Annotated in this window: 13 protein-coding genes; 6 read left to right on the top strand and 7 right to left on the bottom strand. The window is 40.5% G+C overall.

The annotated features are described in order from the left end of the window. Nucleotides 1–188: 188 nt before the first annotated feature. The 5 genes from rcsF (at nucleotide 189) to L2764_RS05110 (ending at nucleotide 5,141) form a co-directional block, all read left to right on the top strand. Nucleotides 189–563 (top strand): Rcs stress response system protein RcsF, encoded by a 375-nt coding sequence (gene rcsF, locus L2764_RS05130; RefSeq protein ID WP_248939160.1) that lies wholly within the window; start codon nucleotides 189–191, stop codon nucleotides 561–563. A 26-nt stretch (nucleotides 564–589) separates the two neighbouring features. Then, nucleotides 590–1,306: a tRNA (N6-threonylcarbamoyladenosine(37)-N6)-methyltransferase TrmO gene (tsaA, locus tag L2764_RS05125; RefSeq protein WP_248939187.1), complete on the top strand. Its 717-nt coding sequence runs from the start codon at nucleotides 590–592 to the stop codon at nucleotides 1,304–1,306. 20 nt (nucleotides 1,307–1,326) lie between these two features. Next, a complete protein-coding gene (locus tag L2764_RS05120; protein WP_248939186.1) occupies nucleotides 1,327–1,989 on the top strand; it encodes an acyltransferase in 663 nt (220 codons plus the stop codon). A 131-nt stretch (nucleotides 1,990–2,120) separates the two neighbouring features. Next, a complete protein-coding gene (locus tag L2764_RS05115; RefSeq protein ID WP_248939159.1) occupies nucleotides 2,121–3,827 on the top strand; it encodes a proline--tRNA ligase in 1,707 nt (568 codons plus the stop codon). A gap of 189 nt (nucleotides 3,828–4,016) precedes the next feature. Continuing rightward, the gene (locus L2764_RS05110; RefSeq protein WP_248939158.1) at nucleotides 4,017–5,141 is read left to right on the top strand and encodes a patatin-like phospholipase family protein; all 1,125 of its coding nucleotides are present in this window, start codon (nucleotides 4,017–4,019) and stop codon (nucleotides 5,139–5,141) included. Here L2764_RS05110 and L2764_RS05105 read toward each other — a convergent pair. The 4 genes from L2764_RS05105 to rfaH form a co-directional block, all read right to left on the bottom strand. Next, nucleotides 5,134–5,865: an SGNH/GDSL hydrolase family protein gene (locus tag L2764_RS05105; protein ID WP_248939157.1), complete on the bottom strand. Its 732-nt coding sequence runs from the start codon at nucleotides 5,863–5,865 to the stop codon at nucleotides 5,134–5,136. The two genes, L2764_RS05110 and L2764_RS05105, sit on opposite strands and share 8 nt — an antisense overlap. A gap of 72 nt (nucleotides 5,866–5,937) precedes the next feature. Further along, complete coding sequence (locus L2764_RS05100) at nucleotides 5,938–7,776, bottom strand: DUF885 domain-containing protein (RefSeq protein ID WP_248939156.1); 1,839 nt, start codon at nucleotides 7,774–7,776, stop codon at nucleotides 5,938–5,940. An 88-nt stretch (nucleotides 7,777–7,864) separates the two neighbouring features. Next, the gene (locus L2764_RS05095; RefSeq protein ID WP_248939155.1) at nucleotides 7,865–9,814 is read right to left on the bottom strand and encodes a monovalent cation:proton antiporter family protein; all 1,950 of its coding nucleotides are present in this window, start codon (nucleotides 9,812–9,814) and stop codon (nucleotides 7,865–7,867) included. Between the two features lie 381 nt (nucleotides 9,815–10,195). Beyond that, entirely contained in the window at nucleotides 10,196–10,723 is a 528-nt protein-coding gene (rfaH, locus tag L2764_RS05090) for a transcription/translation regulatory transformer protein RfaH (RefSeq protein ID WP_248939154.1), read from the bottom strand. A gap of 541 nt (nucleotides 10,724–11,264) precedes the next feature. On the opposite strand from rfaH, the gene L2764_RS05085 reads away from it, so the two are divergent. Next, nucleotides 11,265–12,767, top strand: a complete 1,503-nt coding sequence (locus L2764_RS05085) for a peptide MFS transporter (RefSeq protein ID WP_248939153.1) — start codon at nucleotides 11,265–11,267, stop codon at nucleotides 12,765–12,767. A 72-nt stretch (nucleotides 12,768–12,839) separates the two neighbouring features. Here the strand turns inward: L2764_RS05085 and L2764_RS05080 are convergent, their stop codons facing one another. From L2764_RS05080 to L2764_RS05070, 3 genes are all read right to left on the bottom strand, one after another. Continuing rightward, nucleotides 12,840–13,946 carry a response regulator gene (locus L2764_RS05080; RefSeq protein ID WP_248939152.1) on the bottom strand — a complete coding sequence of 369 codons (1,107 nt, stop codon included), beginning with the start codon at nucleotides 13,944–13,946 and terminating at the stop codon, nucleotides 12,840–12,842. Nucleotides 13,947–14,105: 159 nt separating this feature from the next. Next, nucleotides 14,106–14,882, bottom strand: a complete 777-nt coding sequence (locus tag L2764_RS05075) for an MlaA family lipoprotein (RefSeq protein WP_248939151.1) — start codon at nucleotides 14,880–14,882, stop codon at nucleotides 14,106–14,108. A gap of 986 nt (nucleotides 14,883–15,868) precedes the next feature. Further along, nucleotides 15,869–16,273 (bottom strand): DUF2802 domain-containing protein, encoded by a 405-nt coding sequence (locus tag L2764_RS05070; RefSeq protein ID WP_248939150.1) that lies wholly within the window; start codon nucleotides 16,271–16,273, stop codon nucleotides 15,869–15,871. Between the last annotated feature and the right edge of the window lie 128 nt (nucleotides 16,274–16,401).

Below are 16,401 nucleotides of genomic sequence, written 5' to 3'. Positions count from 1 at the left end.
ATTTCATACACCTTTTTTAATTTACGGCTTTCTGAAAATCATTTTTAGCGCTAAAATAAAGACATCTTCAAAAAACTCAATTTTTCGTTGAGTTTCAGTTCAATCATACAAGAGACTGTAAGTTCGGATCAGCAAGGCATTTTAGATTATCACTTTTCACTTCAACATTTGACGATAGGCCTATCCACATGAGAATAATAACGTCAATTGCGCTTATTTTGCTTCTTAGCGCTTGTAACAGTAATTACACCTTCAATAGCAACCTCAATAGTGATGCTATTGAAGATTACTTTAAACCTTCTGAGGTCACCGTTTATGAAGCCAATAAGCAACCTTTAGGCAAGTATGAAATAAAGGGCTTAGTCGAAGGGCAAGCATGTCAAACTACAGAAAATGGTGTGCCCGTGACGATTGCAGATGCTAGAACCGAAGCGAGGCGGGCTGCCGCTGATAAAAATGCTAATGGCTTAATGGTTAAAAACTGCGTACTCATAACAGAGCCAACACCAGGTTGTTTCAGCAGTGCATTATGCATAGGTCAAGCCATAAAAACATCGACATAGACAAAATAATAGAGTTTGAAATACCCATGCATTTTACCAATCAAATTGAAGCAGTTGCTTACTGCCGTACACCTTATAAGCAAAAATTTGGGATCCCTCGACAACCAGGCTTAGTTAAATCAGCAAAAGGTTTTGTAGAACTTGCAAAACCTTACAATCAAATTGATGCTGTTCGAGGACTCGAACAATATTCTCATTTATGGCTACTTTTTTGTTTCCATGAGAATTTAGCTCAAGGATGGAAGCCCACGGTTAGGCCTCCTCGTTTAGGTGGAAATGAAAAATTAGGCGTTTTTGCAACGCGTTCGACTTTCAGGCCCAATGGTATTGGACAGTCTGTCGTCAAACTGCATGGGATCCATAATCAATCAGGTAACATTTGTCTTGAAATTTCGGGGATGGATTTACTTGATGGGACGCCCATTATAGATATCAAACCTTATATTCCGTTCTCTGATGCAATAGAAAATGCCATCGGTGGAATAGCACAACAGCCTCCAACAGCGGTTGAGGTGACCTTTTCAACCACGGCGATACAGCAACTCACTCAATATCAAGAATATAAACAATTACGTCATTTAATTGAAGAAGTATTAGCGCAAGATCCTAGACCCGCTTATAAAAAAGCAAAATTGGACCCTAAGTTATATCAAGTCGCTTTATATGATTTAGACATTCTCTGGCAAATCAAAAAAGACAGTATTTTGGTTACAGACATCATCCCCTCTACAATACCCTGTTAATTAGTCATTGGAATGAAATGATGCCGATACCGCCAACACCCAGACTTAACTTTAACCTTAAGACGATCCAAAAACCGGATTATCAAACCCAGCACAAACAGCGTTTATCGTATATGCCTTGGCTCTATTTCTCACTCAAGGACAAACATAAACAGTGGGCACTCCCCTGGCAAGAACATATCCAGTCACACTTAAAAGCCGTTGAAACCATCAAAATAGGCCAACATTGCTTTATTGCTCCACAAGCACATCTCTTTGCTGAACCGGGTCGAGATATCAGTATTGGCGATCGCTGTATGATTGCCGCGGATAGTTTTCTTCATGGTCCTATCACATTAGGCAGTGAAGTCGCCATCAATCATGGTTGCTCTCTCGATGGCGGACGCGCTGGTATACATATTGGCGATCAAACGCGCATTGCCAATCATGTCACTATTTATGCCTTTAACCATGGGATGAGTATGCAGCAAGCCATATACCAACAAAGTGTCAGCTCTAAGGGGATCATTATCGGAAAAGACGTCTGGATTGGCGCACAAGCAGGTATCGTCGATGGGGTTAATATTGGCGATCATAGCATTATTGGTATGGGAGCCATTGTGACCAAAGATGTGCCACCTTATGCGATTATGGCAGGGAACCCCGCGAAAAAAATAGGTGATCGACGAGACAAAGCGCAATAGCGGCTTCTTTCAAGGCTCACCCTTTTGAACTCACCCAAAGAATATTTTATATAATCCCATATTCATTTGGTGACATCAGCAGGCTAAGTGATAAAATGTCGCCTAATTACATTTTAACATGGACATCGGTAATGCGAGTTAGCAAGTACCTACTATCTACACAAAAAGAAATCCCAGCAGATGCTGAAGTCATCAGCCATCAACTTATGTTACGTGCAGGCATGGTCCGCAGAAATGCATCAGGCCTGTATAGCTGGTTACCTACTGGGCTCAAAGTACTGCGTAAAGTCGAAGCCATTGTCCGAGAAGAAATGAATAAAGCGGGCGCTATCGAAATTTCTATGCCGATGGTACAACCCGCCGATCTATGGAATGAAACGGGTCGTTGGGAAAAGTTTGGTCCTGAGCTATTACGTTTTCAAGATCGCCATAATCGCGACTTTGTCTTAGGCCCCACTCATGAAGAAGTCATTACCGATATTGTTCGTAAAGAAGTCAATTCTTACAAGCAATTACCATTAACTTTATATCAAATCCAAACTAAATTCCGTGATGAAGTTCGCCCTCGCTTTGGTGTCATGCGCTCACGTGAATTCTTAATGAAAGATGCTTATTCTTTCCATCTTGATCAAGACAGCATGGATGAGACTTATCAGTCCATGTTTACTGCTTACACCAATATCTTATCGCGTATGGATCTTTCTTTCCGTCCAGTACTCGCCGATACGGGTTCAATTGGTGGTAGCCTATCCCATGAATTTCATGTTCTTGCAAACAGCGGTGAAGATTTAATCGCTTATTCAACAGAAAGTGATTATGCGGCTAATATAGAAAAAGCCCAAGCACCAATGCCGACTGAAGAAAGACAATCACCAACAGCCGCATTAACTGAACTCGATACGCCCAATGCCAAGACTATTGCCGAATTGGTCTCAGAGCACAATATCGCGATTGAAAAAACCGTTAAAACCATTATTGTCAAAGGGGCGAATGAAGCAGAGCCACTTGTCGCCTTACTCATCCGTGGCGATCATGAACTTAACGAAGTTAAAGCTGAAAAATTAGAGGCTGTACTTGCCCCGCTAGCCTTTGCTGAAGAAGCTGAGATCCGGACCACAATCGGTGCTGGGCCCGGTTCTTTAGGTCCTGTTCAGTTGAACATGCCAATTGTTATCGATCACAGTGTCAATATCCTAAGTGATTTTGCCGCCGGTGCAAACAAAGACGATAAACACTTAATTGGGATCAATTGGGAGCGCGATTTACCTCAAGCTCAAACCGCTGACTTACGTAATATTATTGAAGGTGAAGCCAGCCCCTGTGGTCAAGGCAATATTGCCTTATTACGGGGTATTGAAGTCGGTCATATTTTCCAATTAGGCACTCATTATTCAGAGTCTATGCACGCCAACGTACTCGATGAAAATGGAAAATCTAAGCTGTTATTAATGGGCTGTTATGGTGTTGGTGTCAGTCGTATTGTTGCCGCCGCCATTGAACAAAACCATGATGATCGCGGTATTATCTGGCCGGCAGCGATTGCCCCTTTCACTGTTGGTATCTTACCGATGAACATGCATAAGTCACATCGCGTGAAAGATATGGCTGAAAAACTTTACCAAGATCTCAACGAATTGGGTATTGAAGTACTGTTTGATGATCGTAAAGAGCGCCCTGGCGTTATGTTTGCTGATATGGAATTACTCGGAATACCTCATGTGATTGTCATCGGCGATCGCAATATCGATAACGGAGTATTTGAATACAAAAATCGCCGTACAGGCGAAAAACAAGATATTCCCTTTGAGCAAATCCTAGAATTTATTCAATCTGCTTAAACCCTGATGTCAAACAAGCCTTTAACCCATTCGGTTAAAGGCTTTCCTCCCCGATTTTTCTTTTATATCGCCTAATCAAACATTCACTTAAAACGACTATACTCTTACTATCTAAGCTAACTCAAATACCTTATCTATATTAGCTTAGTGATTCACCTCTTTCATTAACTCTCCGATGAGGATTGGACTATGTCAGATAAAACGGCCCTTGTGTTTGGCGGTGGAGGTGCTAGAGCGGCTTATCAAGTAGGTGTATTAAAAGCAATTGTGCAATTTTATCCAAGAAGCCACGGCATTCCTTTTAAAATATTAAGTGGCACCTCTGCAGGCGGAATAAATGCAACCGGCATTGCCTCTTATGCCTCATGCTTTCACTTAGGTGTCCGAAAATTAGAGTGGGTCTGGTCACAGCTTTCCATCGGGCAAGTCTATAGCGCATCCATTCCAGGTGTTTTTGGCCATTTGAGCAAAATGGCATTCAAAGGCATGCAATCTAAAGGCCCTAATCTTAATCCAGCTAGCCTCTTCAATAATGAGCCACTGCGGCATTTACTCAATCAACTGATTGACTTTGAACGCATCGATAGAAATATTGACGGCGGCAGCTTAAACGCTATCAGCTTAGATACTTCATGTTATAACAATTCATTTTCTGAAACATTTTTTCAAGCGAAAACCAGTGTGCAAAATTGGCAACGTGCTCGTCGCTGCGGTATAAGAACGCGGTTAACCTGTGATCATTTACTCGCAAGTGCAGCGATTCCCTTGATCTTTCCTTCTGTTAAAATCAAGCAATCCTATTATGGCGATGGTTCTTTACATCAATTTGCGCCATTAAGCAGCCCTATTCATTTGGGCGCAAACCGTATAATAGCGATAAATTTAGAAAGCCCTCACAAAGATGGACCACAAGACATTACCAATTATCCACAAGTTGAAACCATTGCAGGACATTTACTCGATACTATTTTTTCTGACACCCTCAATAGTGACTTGGAGCGGCTACTCAGAGTCAATCAAACCATCGCAAACATCCCTAAAGCTTATCGCAGTGCCATTCCCCTTAAACATATCGACACGTTAGTGATTAAACCCAGTGAAGACTTAAGTGAAATTGCTGAAAAATATTTTAATACGATCCCCATCGCTTTTAAAATATTAATGAAACTCATGGGGATCACTGGCCAATCTAACTCAAGCATTGTGTCATATCTGTTATTCGATAAAGATTATTGTAATGCACTGATCCGTTTAGGATACGAGGATACCATGTGCCAAATTGATGAAGTTAAACACTTTCTTAATATTAGATAATGTTTATTTTTCTGACCGCCATTTTGGCCCAATGTCGATAAATCTCTTCTCCGGGATGAAAACCATCGCTTGCCATTTTATCCGCGTCTAATGCTTGACCCATATTAATGAACTGACAATCTGACTCCGTGTTTAACCATTTTATGAGCTGATCATTAAACTGCTGACTGCGTAAACCCAATGCCCAAGCAAGTGGTTGTGGCAATGCTGGAAATGCCCCCATAGGAGGTAATAAAGAAAACAACACTTGTTGACTCGACAGTTCTTGCCGACAGAAATCAAGTAAGTCTTGCAGTTGTTTAAGCCAGGTCTCGACATGAATAAAGTCTGTCACATCATTAACGCCTAAAGAAATTAAGACAACATCAAATTGTCCTTTATTCTGTGTTTTCAGCGCTGCGAGTAAGTCTTGTGTTGAATAACCAGACTGGGCCAATAAGCGCCAAGTTAATGTCACTTTATCACTTAACAAGCGTGTTATTTGACCCGTTAATGCCTGAGATTGGTTTGCTACTCCCACTCCCGCCGCTGCAGAGTCGCCTAAAATAAGTAAACTAAGTGCATTTCCACTGCCGCTAACCCCTTCTCTTTCGCCTTTGGGCTCGGGTAATTTAGGGGTCGTTTTACGCACATACCACCCCTCAGCGAACAAAATAGGCGACATCAAACCGAACAGTAAATAGGTTAATACCTTCACTCTATGCTCCTTAATGGCTTTATCCATGCTCAAACCCCGAGAAAGAAAACGGCACCAATACCGGCATATTAGCTTTCATTAACCTCTTAGCTCACTTCTCTACAATCTATCGTTCTCGAGCGACCGAGCCGCAATATAATTATCAACTACTCGCTCTAAGATCGTTAATGGCATAGCCCCATTTTTTAATATCACATCATGAAACTCACGAAGATCGAATTTTTCACCCAGATCTAACTTGGCTTTTTCTCTTAAGGATAGAATTTTCATCATGCCAATTTTATAGGCCGTCGCCTGCCCAGGCATCACAATGTAACGCTCAATTTCTGCAACGACATCCGTTTCCGGCATGCCAGTATTCACTAACATATACTCAATCGCCGCTTCTCGTGTCCAACGTTTATAATGGATCCCAGTGTCGACCACTAGACGTACAGCCCTAAAAAGCTCTGCTTGCAAGCGACCAATATTATCAAAAGGATCCGCTTGATATCCAAGCTCCCACGCCACTTGCTCTGAATACAATGCCCAACCTTCAGCGTAAGCGACAAAAGGCGCCATCTTTCGAATAAAAGGCATACTCTCCAGTTCCATTGCCACCGAAAGCTGAAAATGATGTCCCGGCACACCTTCATGGTAAGCCAATGTTCTCATACTGTACTTTGGCGTGGCTTTAATATCATAAAGATTGGCGAAGAAACGCCCAGGACGACTGCCATCAATGGCTGGTTGCTGATAATATGCACCTGGCGCCGTTTTCTCTTTAAACTCAGGTATACGTACCACTTCTAATAAGGCTTTTGGTTTAACCATAAAGGCTTTACCTATTCCCTGATTAATTTCTGCCAGTATTTTGTCGTAATCTTGTAAAATTTGCGCTCGGCCAGCGTCACTATCTTCATAGTAAAATGCAGGTTCATTGGACAATGCAGCCATGCCTTGAGTGAAACCTTCTGACACATCATAACCTTGAGTCTCTAATATCGACACTATTTCAGTTTGGATCCTTGCAACCTCAGCCAATCCCAATTGATGAATTTCTTCAGCCGTTAAGTCTGTTGTCGTGAAAAATTTTAATGCCTGTTGATAGGCTTTATCCCCATTCGGTAGATGCCAAAAACCAGCATCATCTACAGCCTTACTTTGAAGAATGCTAAAGTAATGAATAAACAAATTGTAAGCAGGGTAAACACTGTCTTGAATATGCACTCTCGCCGTGAGTAGGATCCGCTCTTTATCCTGCAAAGGAAAATCGGTCACGCTATCGATTTTATCAACCAGCTCAGTATAAAGAATATTTTCAGTCACAGGCGTGTCTATAAAAGCATTCATTTCAGTCAACACACGTTCAATCACAAACTTTGGCGGAATAATCCCTTTTTGTTCACGAATTTTAAGCCCTTCAAGATTCTGAGCAAACTTCACTTTGACTTTCTCTAAGCGAGATAAATAATACTCAGCCCCTTCAACATCGTGTATTTGATGAGTAGATGCCATAAAGCTCGGATAGTCATTCTGTACGCCAAACAATTGATTAACAGGATAGTTATGATATCGATATGCTTTACTCGCGATAATAAAGTCGAGTAAATAAAGAGAAATGTCTTTCGATAGCTGCTCGTTTTCATCTAAATAAGCATCATCATAGCTTAATAACGTTGCCTTCAGATCATCCAGTTGTGCCAATAACACATCCATTTCTTCTGGACTATCATTATTGAGCTCGCCATTATGCGCGGTAAACCCCATAGACTCGAGAAAACCTAAAGAGGTTAAGGTCTCTGGACTTTTTAACACTACCTTTAGTAGGCTTCTATCTAAAAAAACTCGAAACATAAAAGGTTTTTGAGCAAACCATTCATGCGTAACAAAAGCCCCTAATAATAAGCTTAAAGCCAATAACGCAAGACTTAAACGCCTCAACATTCTTTTAACCATGTCATTCCCTGTCTCTGATATCCATAATGTTGCAAGGTTAACATTTAATATACAAAAATTAAAATAAATCCCCCTAAACAAGCTTCTTTTACCCTTTCAACAACCACGTTTCTGCACGTTCAATACGTCTCGGTTTGCCTAATAAAATAATAATATCACCTGCTTTACATTCCCAATCAAGCGGAGGGGATTCCACTTCTGCACCTGCGCGTCGTACCGCTCTCAATTCAACTCTCAATTTTTGCCAAGGGATCATTTCTAATGTTTTCCCCACAGCGTAGGCCTCTTGAGGTAATGCCAGAGCATGTAGCCTTTCTAAAGTAAAATCAGTATTGGCCCCAGAAAAAAAGCCATGCAAGTAGCGATAATGATGACGCCTTTCAAATTCAAGACGCTTTAAAATACGACTCAAGGGTACGCCTGACTGATAAAGCACCTGAGAAACTAACATTAAGCTACCTTCTAATGTTTCAGAAATAACTTGGCTTGCGCCTGCCAGTTCTAATTCTTCCATATCAATATCATCGCGAGTGCGTACTAAAATTTTTGCATCTACGCTCAACTGACGACATAACGACAATACATCTTCTAACACTTTTCGACTTCCAAAAGTGATCACGACTAATTTTGCTTCACGAATTTTTGCTTGTTTTAAAATACTGCGCTGGGAACCATCACCAAAATACACTGGCTCACCTGCCGCTCTTGCTTCTGCGACTCGCTTAGGATCTAAGTCTAAAACTAAATAAGGAATAGCTTCGACCTTCATAAAGCGTGCGATAGTCTGACCGACCCGTCCATAACCTAAAATCAGCACCAATTCACCAGAAGCACTTGGCACCACTTTAATCGAATCAACTGTATCAGCCAGAGTTTTAATCCCTTGCAGCCGGCGGGCAATATCCACACTGTTCCTCACTAACCAAGGTGCCAATGCCATTGATAATACCGCGACCATCACTAAAATTGTACTGGTACGGCTATCGATCAATTGATAGCTCACCCCAAGTGACAATATAACAAAACTAAATTCACCCACTTGTGCTAAGGTAATGGCCGTTGACAATGAAATCCTGAATGATTCTTTTGTCCACCTGAGTAAGACAAAAATAATAGCGCTTTTACCAAACATAATAGCGACAAGTAATAGCAGTATTTGCCACCAGTAATTCATTACGATTTGAAAATCGAGTAACATACCAATCGAAATAAAAAATAAGCCCATTAATAAATCTCTAAAGGGACGAATATCAGCTTCCAACTGTCTTTTATACTGGCTTTCTCCTAATAAGATCCCAGCAATAAAAGCGCCCAGCGCCATGGATAACCCCACCCATTGCGTTATCGCCCCCGTCACCAATGAAACCACTAAAGTTGATAACACAAACAGTTCGTTAGAGCGTGCTCTTGCGACCTCATCGAATAACTTAGGTAAGGTCCACTTTCCTACCACAACAAGCGCAACAAATGCCCCTAAGCCCTCGAGTAAACTCATACCAATATCAAACCAAACAAATGTCTGCTGATTTTCGGCAAGTAGAGGAAGCAAAATAAGCAAAGGCACAACCGCAATATCTTGAAAGAGCAACACACTCACCGACAATTCACCATGTCGACGACGTATCCAACCTTGATCGTTCAATAATTTCAACACGATGGCGGTAGACGACAGCGCAATCGCGGCGCCAACAACCAATGACTCAACGGGGTTTAAACCACATAACAAAGAGGCCAACATTGCGAGTCCAACGGTGACAACAAGCTGCGCGGTGCCTAATCCAAATACCTTTCTTCGCATCGCCCATAATCGAGGCAAGGAAAACTCAAGCCCTAAGCTAAACATAAGCAGTACGATGCCCAACTCGGCAACAGAATGAATTTCCTGCTGGCTAAACCAATTAAATCCACTCGGTCCACTGATCACTCCCGTCAACAAATAAGCCAGTATCGCGGGAAGTCCTGCTCGCCTTAACATTGCAATTGAAATAATGGCAATGACAAGCATAAAAAGGATTTGAATTAATAAGCCGTGGTTCATAGAAGGTTAATGCTCCTAGAATAAATATCAATCAAAACGAGTCATACTCAATTTACATTCAATGACTACCAATAAAACAATACGAATTTGGATATATCTACATTATAGGGTAACGAAAACTCAGGCAGAAACATTCAAACTGAGTATAATTCCATTCAAATAAGTAACATACCACAAGCCGGATTTGAGTATATCTACATTATAGGGTAACGGAATCGGGCATAAAGACAAATCGATATCACAACTATCAACTCAATCGTTAAAAATAGGAAAATTTTGATTAAAAAGATGATAAAAAATAAAATTAATCATCACAGCGTTAAACCATTGCGTGATGATTAATAAACTTATTCAAGCGAGCAGGATCACGGGCTAAAAAGGTTAAGATAAAACAGGTTCAAGGGACTCTGAGTTTACAATGATTAGTTGCTGCTGCCCCATCAACTCAAATAAAATATGACACCGTTTATCACCGCTTTTTTCAGAAAAAATGCCTTCTAAATCAACAAAAGGTCCTTGAGTAAACCGCACTTTATCGCCTGCGGTAAACTTATCTTCCAATGTTTCTGTTGCAATCTTTTTATTGTTAATAGCCGCTAATAAGTTAGCTTCCCTTTGACGAATAGCCTTAATAATACTCTCATGGATCGGTGTCATCACCTCTTTGCAACCCACAATACGGACAACCCCTCGGGTTGAATGTATTCGGCTCACACTGGTTTCTAAAGGATCAAAATAAATGAAAACATAACTTGGAAACAAATGCGTTCTTTTTATCGTTGATTCACCTTTCAGTGTCACCTTTTTTGACAACGTAGGCAGATAAGTTTCAATATTCTGCATCGCCAAATTTTGCTGTGCCCTCACCTCACCTCGTGACTTACAATACAAAAGATACCAAGCCTTCATGTTATATTCTTAATTCCTTATTAACAAAATTGATCTCACTACAGCCTCATAGGCGCATCATAGCAAACTCTCAAAAAAAAAATAATCAGTTTGATTGAAAACGCTAGCCATGCACACCAACAGGTCGATTATTGAACAATAATAAAAACTTACCCGTACTCATTTATCTCCTTGCTTTTAATAAAAGCCATTTCATATCGACTTAAGCGAATGTAAAAAAAGTATAAACATTACTAACATGATCACTGTGTGAGAAACAAGTTGTTCAACAAACTCTTTTTGCTCAGATAATCAACAAACACACCGCTACCATTGACTTTAGTCCTATTTAAAGGGTATATATTGTTGGCTTTGTAGCATTAAGCACTATCTTTAGTGCTATTTTACAAACATTTTATAAACATAAAAACAAATATTCAGCTATGCACTCATAATTTCAACAACATAGCATATCTGTCATTAATAGCATTCATGCATATAACAGATTTTTCGTATTGTCAGTCGCGATACTGAAAATCATCAGCTGAAGGTGGGGATCTACATGAGCGGAGTAAAGTCTCAAGGAACAATATTTGGGCATCCAAAAGGCTTGTTCTTATTGTTTACAACAGAATTATGGGAACGGTTTAGTTACTATGCCATGCGCGCTATTTTAGTGCTGTATCTGGTTGATAAAGTACAAGATGAAGGAGGGGGGTTAGGCTGGAATGCAGTCGATGCACTATCCCTATATGGCTATTTTACGGGTCTAGTTTACTTAACACCGTTGATCGGTGGTTGGTTAGCGGACACAGTATTAGGTCAACGTAAAGCCATTTACATAGGTGGCGCCTTTATGGCCATAGGCCAATTTATTCTGGCAGCCCCTCATACTTGGTCTCAAGGACTAGAACTCACAACATTATACGTGGGTCTTGCTGCCATAATTATCGGTAATGGTTTATTTAAACCCAATATTTCAACCATGGTCGGCGATCTCTATGAAGAAGGCGATCATCGCCGTGATGGTGCCTTTACCATTTTTTACATGGGGATCAACTTAGGCGCGGCTTTATCCGGCTTTATTGTTGCTTGGGCTTATACTCACTTTGGTTACACTGTTTCTATTGAAGGAGAAACTGGCTTTATTAATAATTACCAAGCTGGCTTCTTTTTCGCCGGTATTGGTATGATTATTTCGTTAATCATCCAATTTTTGTTTGCGCAAAAACTGCTGGGTAATATAGGTACCATTCCAGCTGCTAAACTTGAGCAACAAAGAGCCAAAGAAAATGGTAATACAAGCAAAGAGCCCTTAACTAAAGTTGAGCGTGATCGCATTAAAGTTATAATGATCATGGGCTTATTTACGATTGTTTTCTGGGCTGGTTTTGAGCAAGCTGGCGGCCTAATGAACCTGTTTACCAATGAGTTTACCGATCGTTTTGTCGGTAGTTTCGAAATCCCCACCACATACTTTCAATCCTTAAATGCAATTTTCATCGTTGTTTTTGCACCTGTCATTGCATCGATTTGGGTACGCTTAGGTAAAAATGAGCCCAACTCGCCCATTAAATTTGCATTAGCACTGATTTTCTTAGGAATAGGCTTCTTATTTATGATTGGTGCCGTCATGCAAATGGGTGGCGATGCCACGGTTAAATCAAGCATGTGGTGGTTAGTCGGCGCTTATTTCTTCCATACCATGGGAGAGCTGTGTTTATCGCCTATTGGCCTGTCAATGGTCACTAAGCTGGCTCCACTACGCATTGTTTCGTTAATGATGGGAGTATGGATGTCATTTATTTTTGTCGCCAATATTCTCGCGGGGATCGTGGGCTCTTTCATCGGCCATGGTGGCCCTAAAGAAGAGCAGCTTGAAAATGCCATGTCAATCTTTGCGGGGATAGGTATTACGGCTGCTATCTCGGCCATTATCCTCTATTTAATGGCTGATAAATTAGTTGACTGGATGCACGGCGCCGAAGGACATCCCGTAGGTGAAGCTGAGCATTTAGCTGAAGAAATGGCAGTGACCGCTGAACATGAAGCCATAAAACCTTAATATTTATCTCTTCCAATAAAAAACGCCTCAACATTGAGGCGTTTTTTCTTCTTTATTGATCAAATATAAACGTTATTTTAATCCCAACTGAATATAGCCCCCTTGCAAAATCGTATCATCAAACATCAAGCCATGAAACTCATCGTTAAGCAAACGCTCTCTATGCTCAGGCGCATGGGTAGCAATACATAAACGTTCATTTCCCTGTAAAAAGCGCTCATGTACACTCGGTTGGCCCCAATTGAGCACCCCAAGCTGTAACGTCTCAGGCAAAGCAATCGGCGTGAGTCCTTCATCGTTGCGTAAATAACACCTTAACGCACTACCAGCCTGTGCAATAGAGGCACGTCTATCAGCCAATGTCACTATGATATACGCCATATCCACATAAATATCTAAGCCAGACTGACTCATACGCTCATTGAGATACACCAACATATCTTGAGGTTTAATCAACGTATCGGATAGCTGATTTCGAAAACGCTTAAGCTTAAAATTCACAAAACTCTTCAGTAACACACTCGCAAAAGCGACTCGATTGTCCTGAGGATGGAATTGAGCCATGTAAATCATGATATGTTTATCATCAACCATTGCTGTATCAATGAAATGCGCGCTGAGCGGTGAATTATTGAAGAGGCTGTATTCAATCAGCCCATGCTGATAACGTACCGGAGAAGGGGGTAGTAATTGTTGCTGTACACTCTTAGCGGCTTGTTTGTCTTGTTCTAATAAATGTAAATGCTGCTGTAGCTCTAAATATGAAAGATCTTCCGCATTGTCGAGCTGAAAGGACACCTCGACATCGGTATTAAGACACTCATGAATCGCATTTTCAATTAAATATAAGTCTGAAATGGGCTTGACTAAATAATCTGAAGCACCATGCCTTAAGGCATCGAGTACATCAGACATCACCGGACTGCCCGACATCACAATAGAGGGCACTTTAGGATAGCCTTTAGAGATGCGCTTTAACATTTCTAAACCACCTAAATTAGGCATGCTCAAATCCGCAATAATCATATCAAAGCGATATTGCTCTAAATAAGAGAGTCCTGCTTCACCATCTTTTGCTTCAAACACTTGAGCACCACGAGCCTCAAGAAAAGAAGTGACTAAATGCCGAAAAACGGGATCGTCTTCAACAAATAAAATCGATAAATTTTTTAGCGTCATAGAGACTCCTCAACACCCATGATAAATTCGATCATTACCATGGGTATTTAGTTACTGCGACGCAAATCATGATTTCCTGAATAAAATATCACTCGTTCCTTGAATGTAAGCAAATGACTCACGAAGACGTTAGAGATATTCAACCCCATGCTCGGGCAATTAATCCAGCTCCTGCATATAATCATCAAGTAACTCATCATCATTGGTTTTTTGTGGTACATCACCATCATAAACCTTGTAATCGACATATTGAAAATAAGCATCTTTCACAAATGTATAAGGGTCGAGTGCATTATCAACCAATCTTTCTTGATCAATAACAGCCGTTCGTTTACTCATCCCTTCAATACCCCACTTTAAGAACTTTTGCCAAATGGTAAACTCTGTCATTGGAAAGTATAGACTATCTACCCAATCAAATGCGATTTCTCGAGTAATATAGGGACCAAGAAAAGGCGCCATGAAATAAGGTCCATCTGGCACGCCATAGTAGCCCATAACTTCACTCAAAGAATCTTGCTTCCTTGGCATTCCCATTTGCTCTGCGACATCAAAAATACCAAAAATGCCTAAAGTAGAATTCACTGTAAAGCGACCCGCCGCATTCGCTGCCCACATCCATTTCCCCTGTAGGGTATTATTCACTACACTACTGGGCTCATCTAAATTAAGGACTATGTTATAAACACTTGTTCTTACAGGACGAGGTACATAATCTTGATATCCATGGACAATGGGACGATAAATATACCGATCTAAATAAAGATAATTAAAATCCCACATGACTCGGTTAAAACCTTCAATGGGATCACGTGGATCATCATAGGTTACCGTCACTTCTTTGCTATCATCTGCTGTCGACTCTGCCGCCAACAATGAAGGGGAGAATGCAGTTAGAGAAACCCCCACAGTCAGTGCAATCCATTTAAACGTCATATTTTTCTCTTATAAAAACCATTTAATAAAGTTATACCCAGTACTCGGAACTGCTGTTCTTTCGTGGTTAAATTATGTCCGGAATAATCACCAAAAATCAACAGCACCTAATGTTATCATTCTCAGCTCTGCCGATACTGAAAAAACGATGACATTTCCTGAGTAAAGCTAAGCTACTCTCATTAATAAAATGAACGGTTCATCCCCACCAAAGAGTAACAAATAAAATAAGATGTGATCCTCGTTAGTGACTTCATTATCTAGATAAGTGAGCCAATGAAATCCATCTCAACACAAATCATATCTAAAGGTATTCTACCCCATCCCCTCAACAATATTACTAATAAATAGCAATGAGACCTTAATCCTCACAACAGTCTCTTTCTCCTCAACAGCGGCCTCAACCGTTTACCCACTGACCATGTATTCAGCTTGCTCAGGGACATCACCTCTGGCAATAACATAAAAGTGATACATCCAAGTCGCGATCACTTGCTCACTGACCCATCTTTATACCCAAGCCTGATAAACGTGCTGGATGATACTGACTTGGATATAGCTGGCATACATGTCAAAACCAGCAATGGTGACTTACACTAGATCCTATTAATACTAAGATCTCCATTGTATTTAATCATCCAAATTTACATAGCATTAAGTCATTACTCAATGGTCTCATCACTCCAACAATGCCAATTTTTCATGGTATTAATACAAACAAAACTGACATTAATATTCATCAACCTTCCCACTTAAGCCACTTTTTACATACGCTGCTATTAAGAATAAAACCCCATCAAAATGGTACCCACTGTTCGCCGAATTAATCACCTTTATGTGTATACTAGGAGGGGATATTTTCTAAGTAATAGAGGATTAATGTCATCAAAACATGATAGAGGATACTAAGCCTACATCCTTTTATATAAAAAGCAGAAAATAAAAGATAAGCGCATCAAGATACTTAACAACTAATACCGCCAAATTTATGCTTTACCGTGTAACCTCAGTAAGAGTTCCGCTTCTGCTTTGGGTAGCTCGCACTCTTGAATAAGTTCTTCAACATCAGCACCTAAACCGACCATTTTCATTGCTCTAGAATATAATTTAGCTTGAGGATCTTGCAAATGAGTCTCATCGATTTTAGCATCTTGTTTTTGTAATTTATTTTCAAACGCCAGTACCCGGCGACCCACACCAATGGTGCCGCTGCGTAACTCTTGAAGCTCCCGCTTAAAGCTGACCTGCTGCTCATGGCAGTCTTTAAGTCTTTCCGTTAATTCATCCATATTTAAGCTCAGTTGATTTATTCTATGCTGTAAATATAAAACTAAGCCCAAACAGGCGACAACAAAAACCAATGCGGCAACAATTAATACTTCATCTGTCACTCTGCGTTCCTCAACGATACGATAACCTAAGACACCTTAACGAGATAGCCCTATAACTGCAAGTGTCGAATGTCATTGAAATAAAAGAAAAATATTGCGATGACATATCCATAAGCGACTAGGAAATA

The organism is Shewanella surugensis, from assembly GCF_023284005.1.
Taxonomy (GTDB): Bacteria; Pseudomonadota; Gammaproteobacteria; order Enterobacterales; family Shewanellaceae; genus Shewanella; species Shewanella surugensis.
This window is presented reverse-complemented; position numbering and strand designations above follow the sequence as displayed.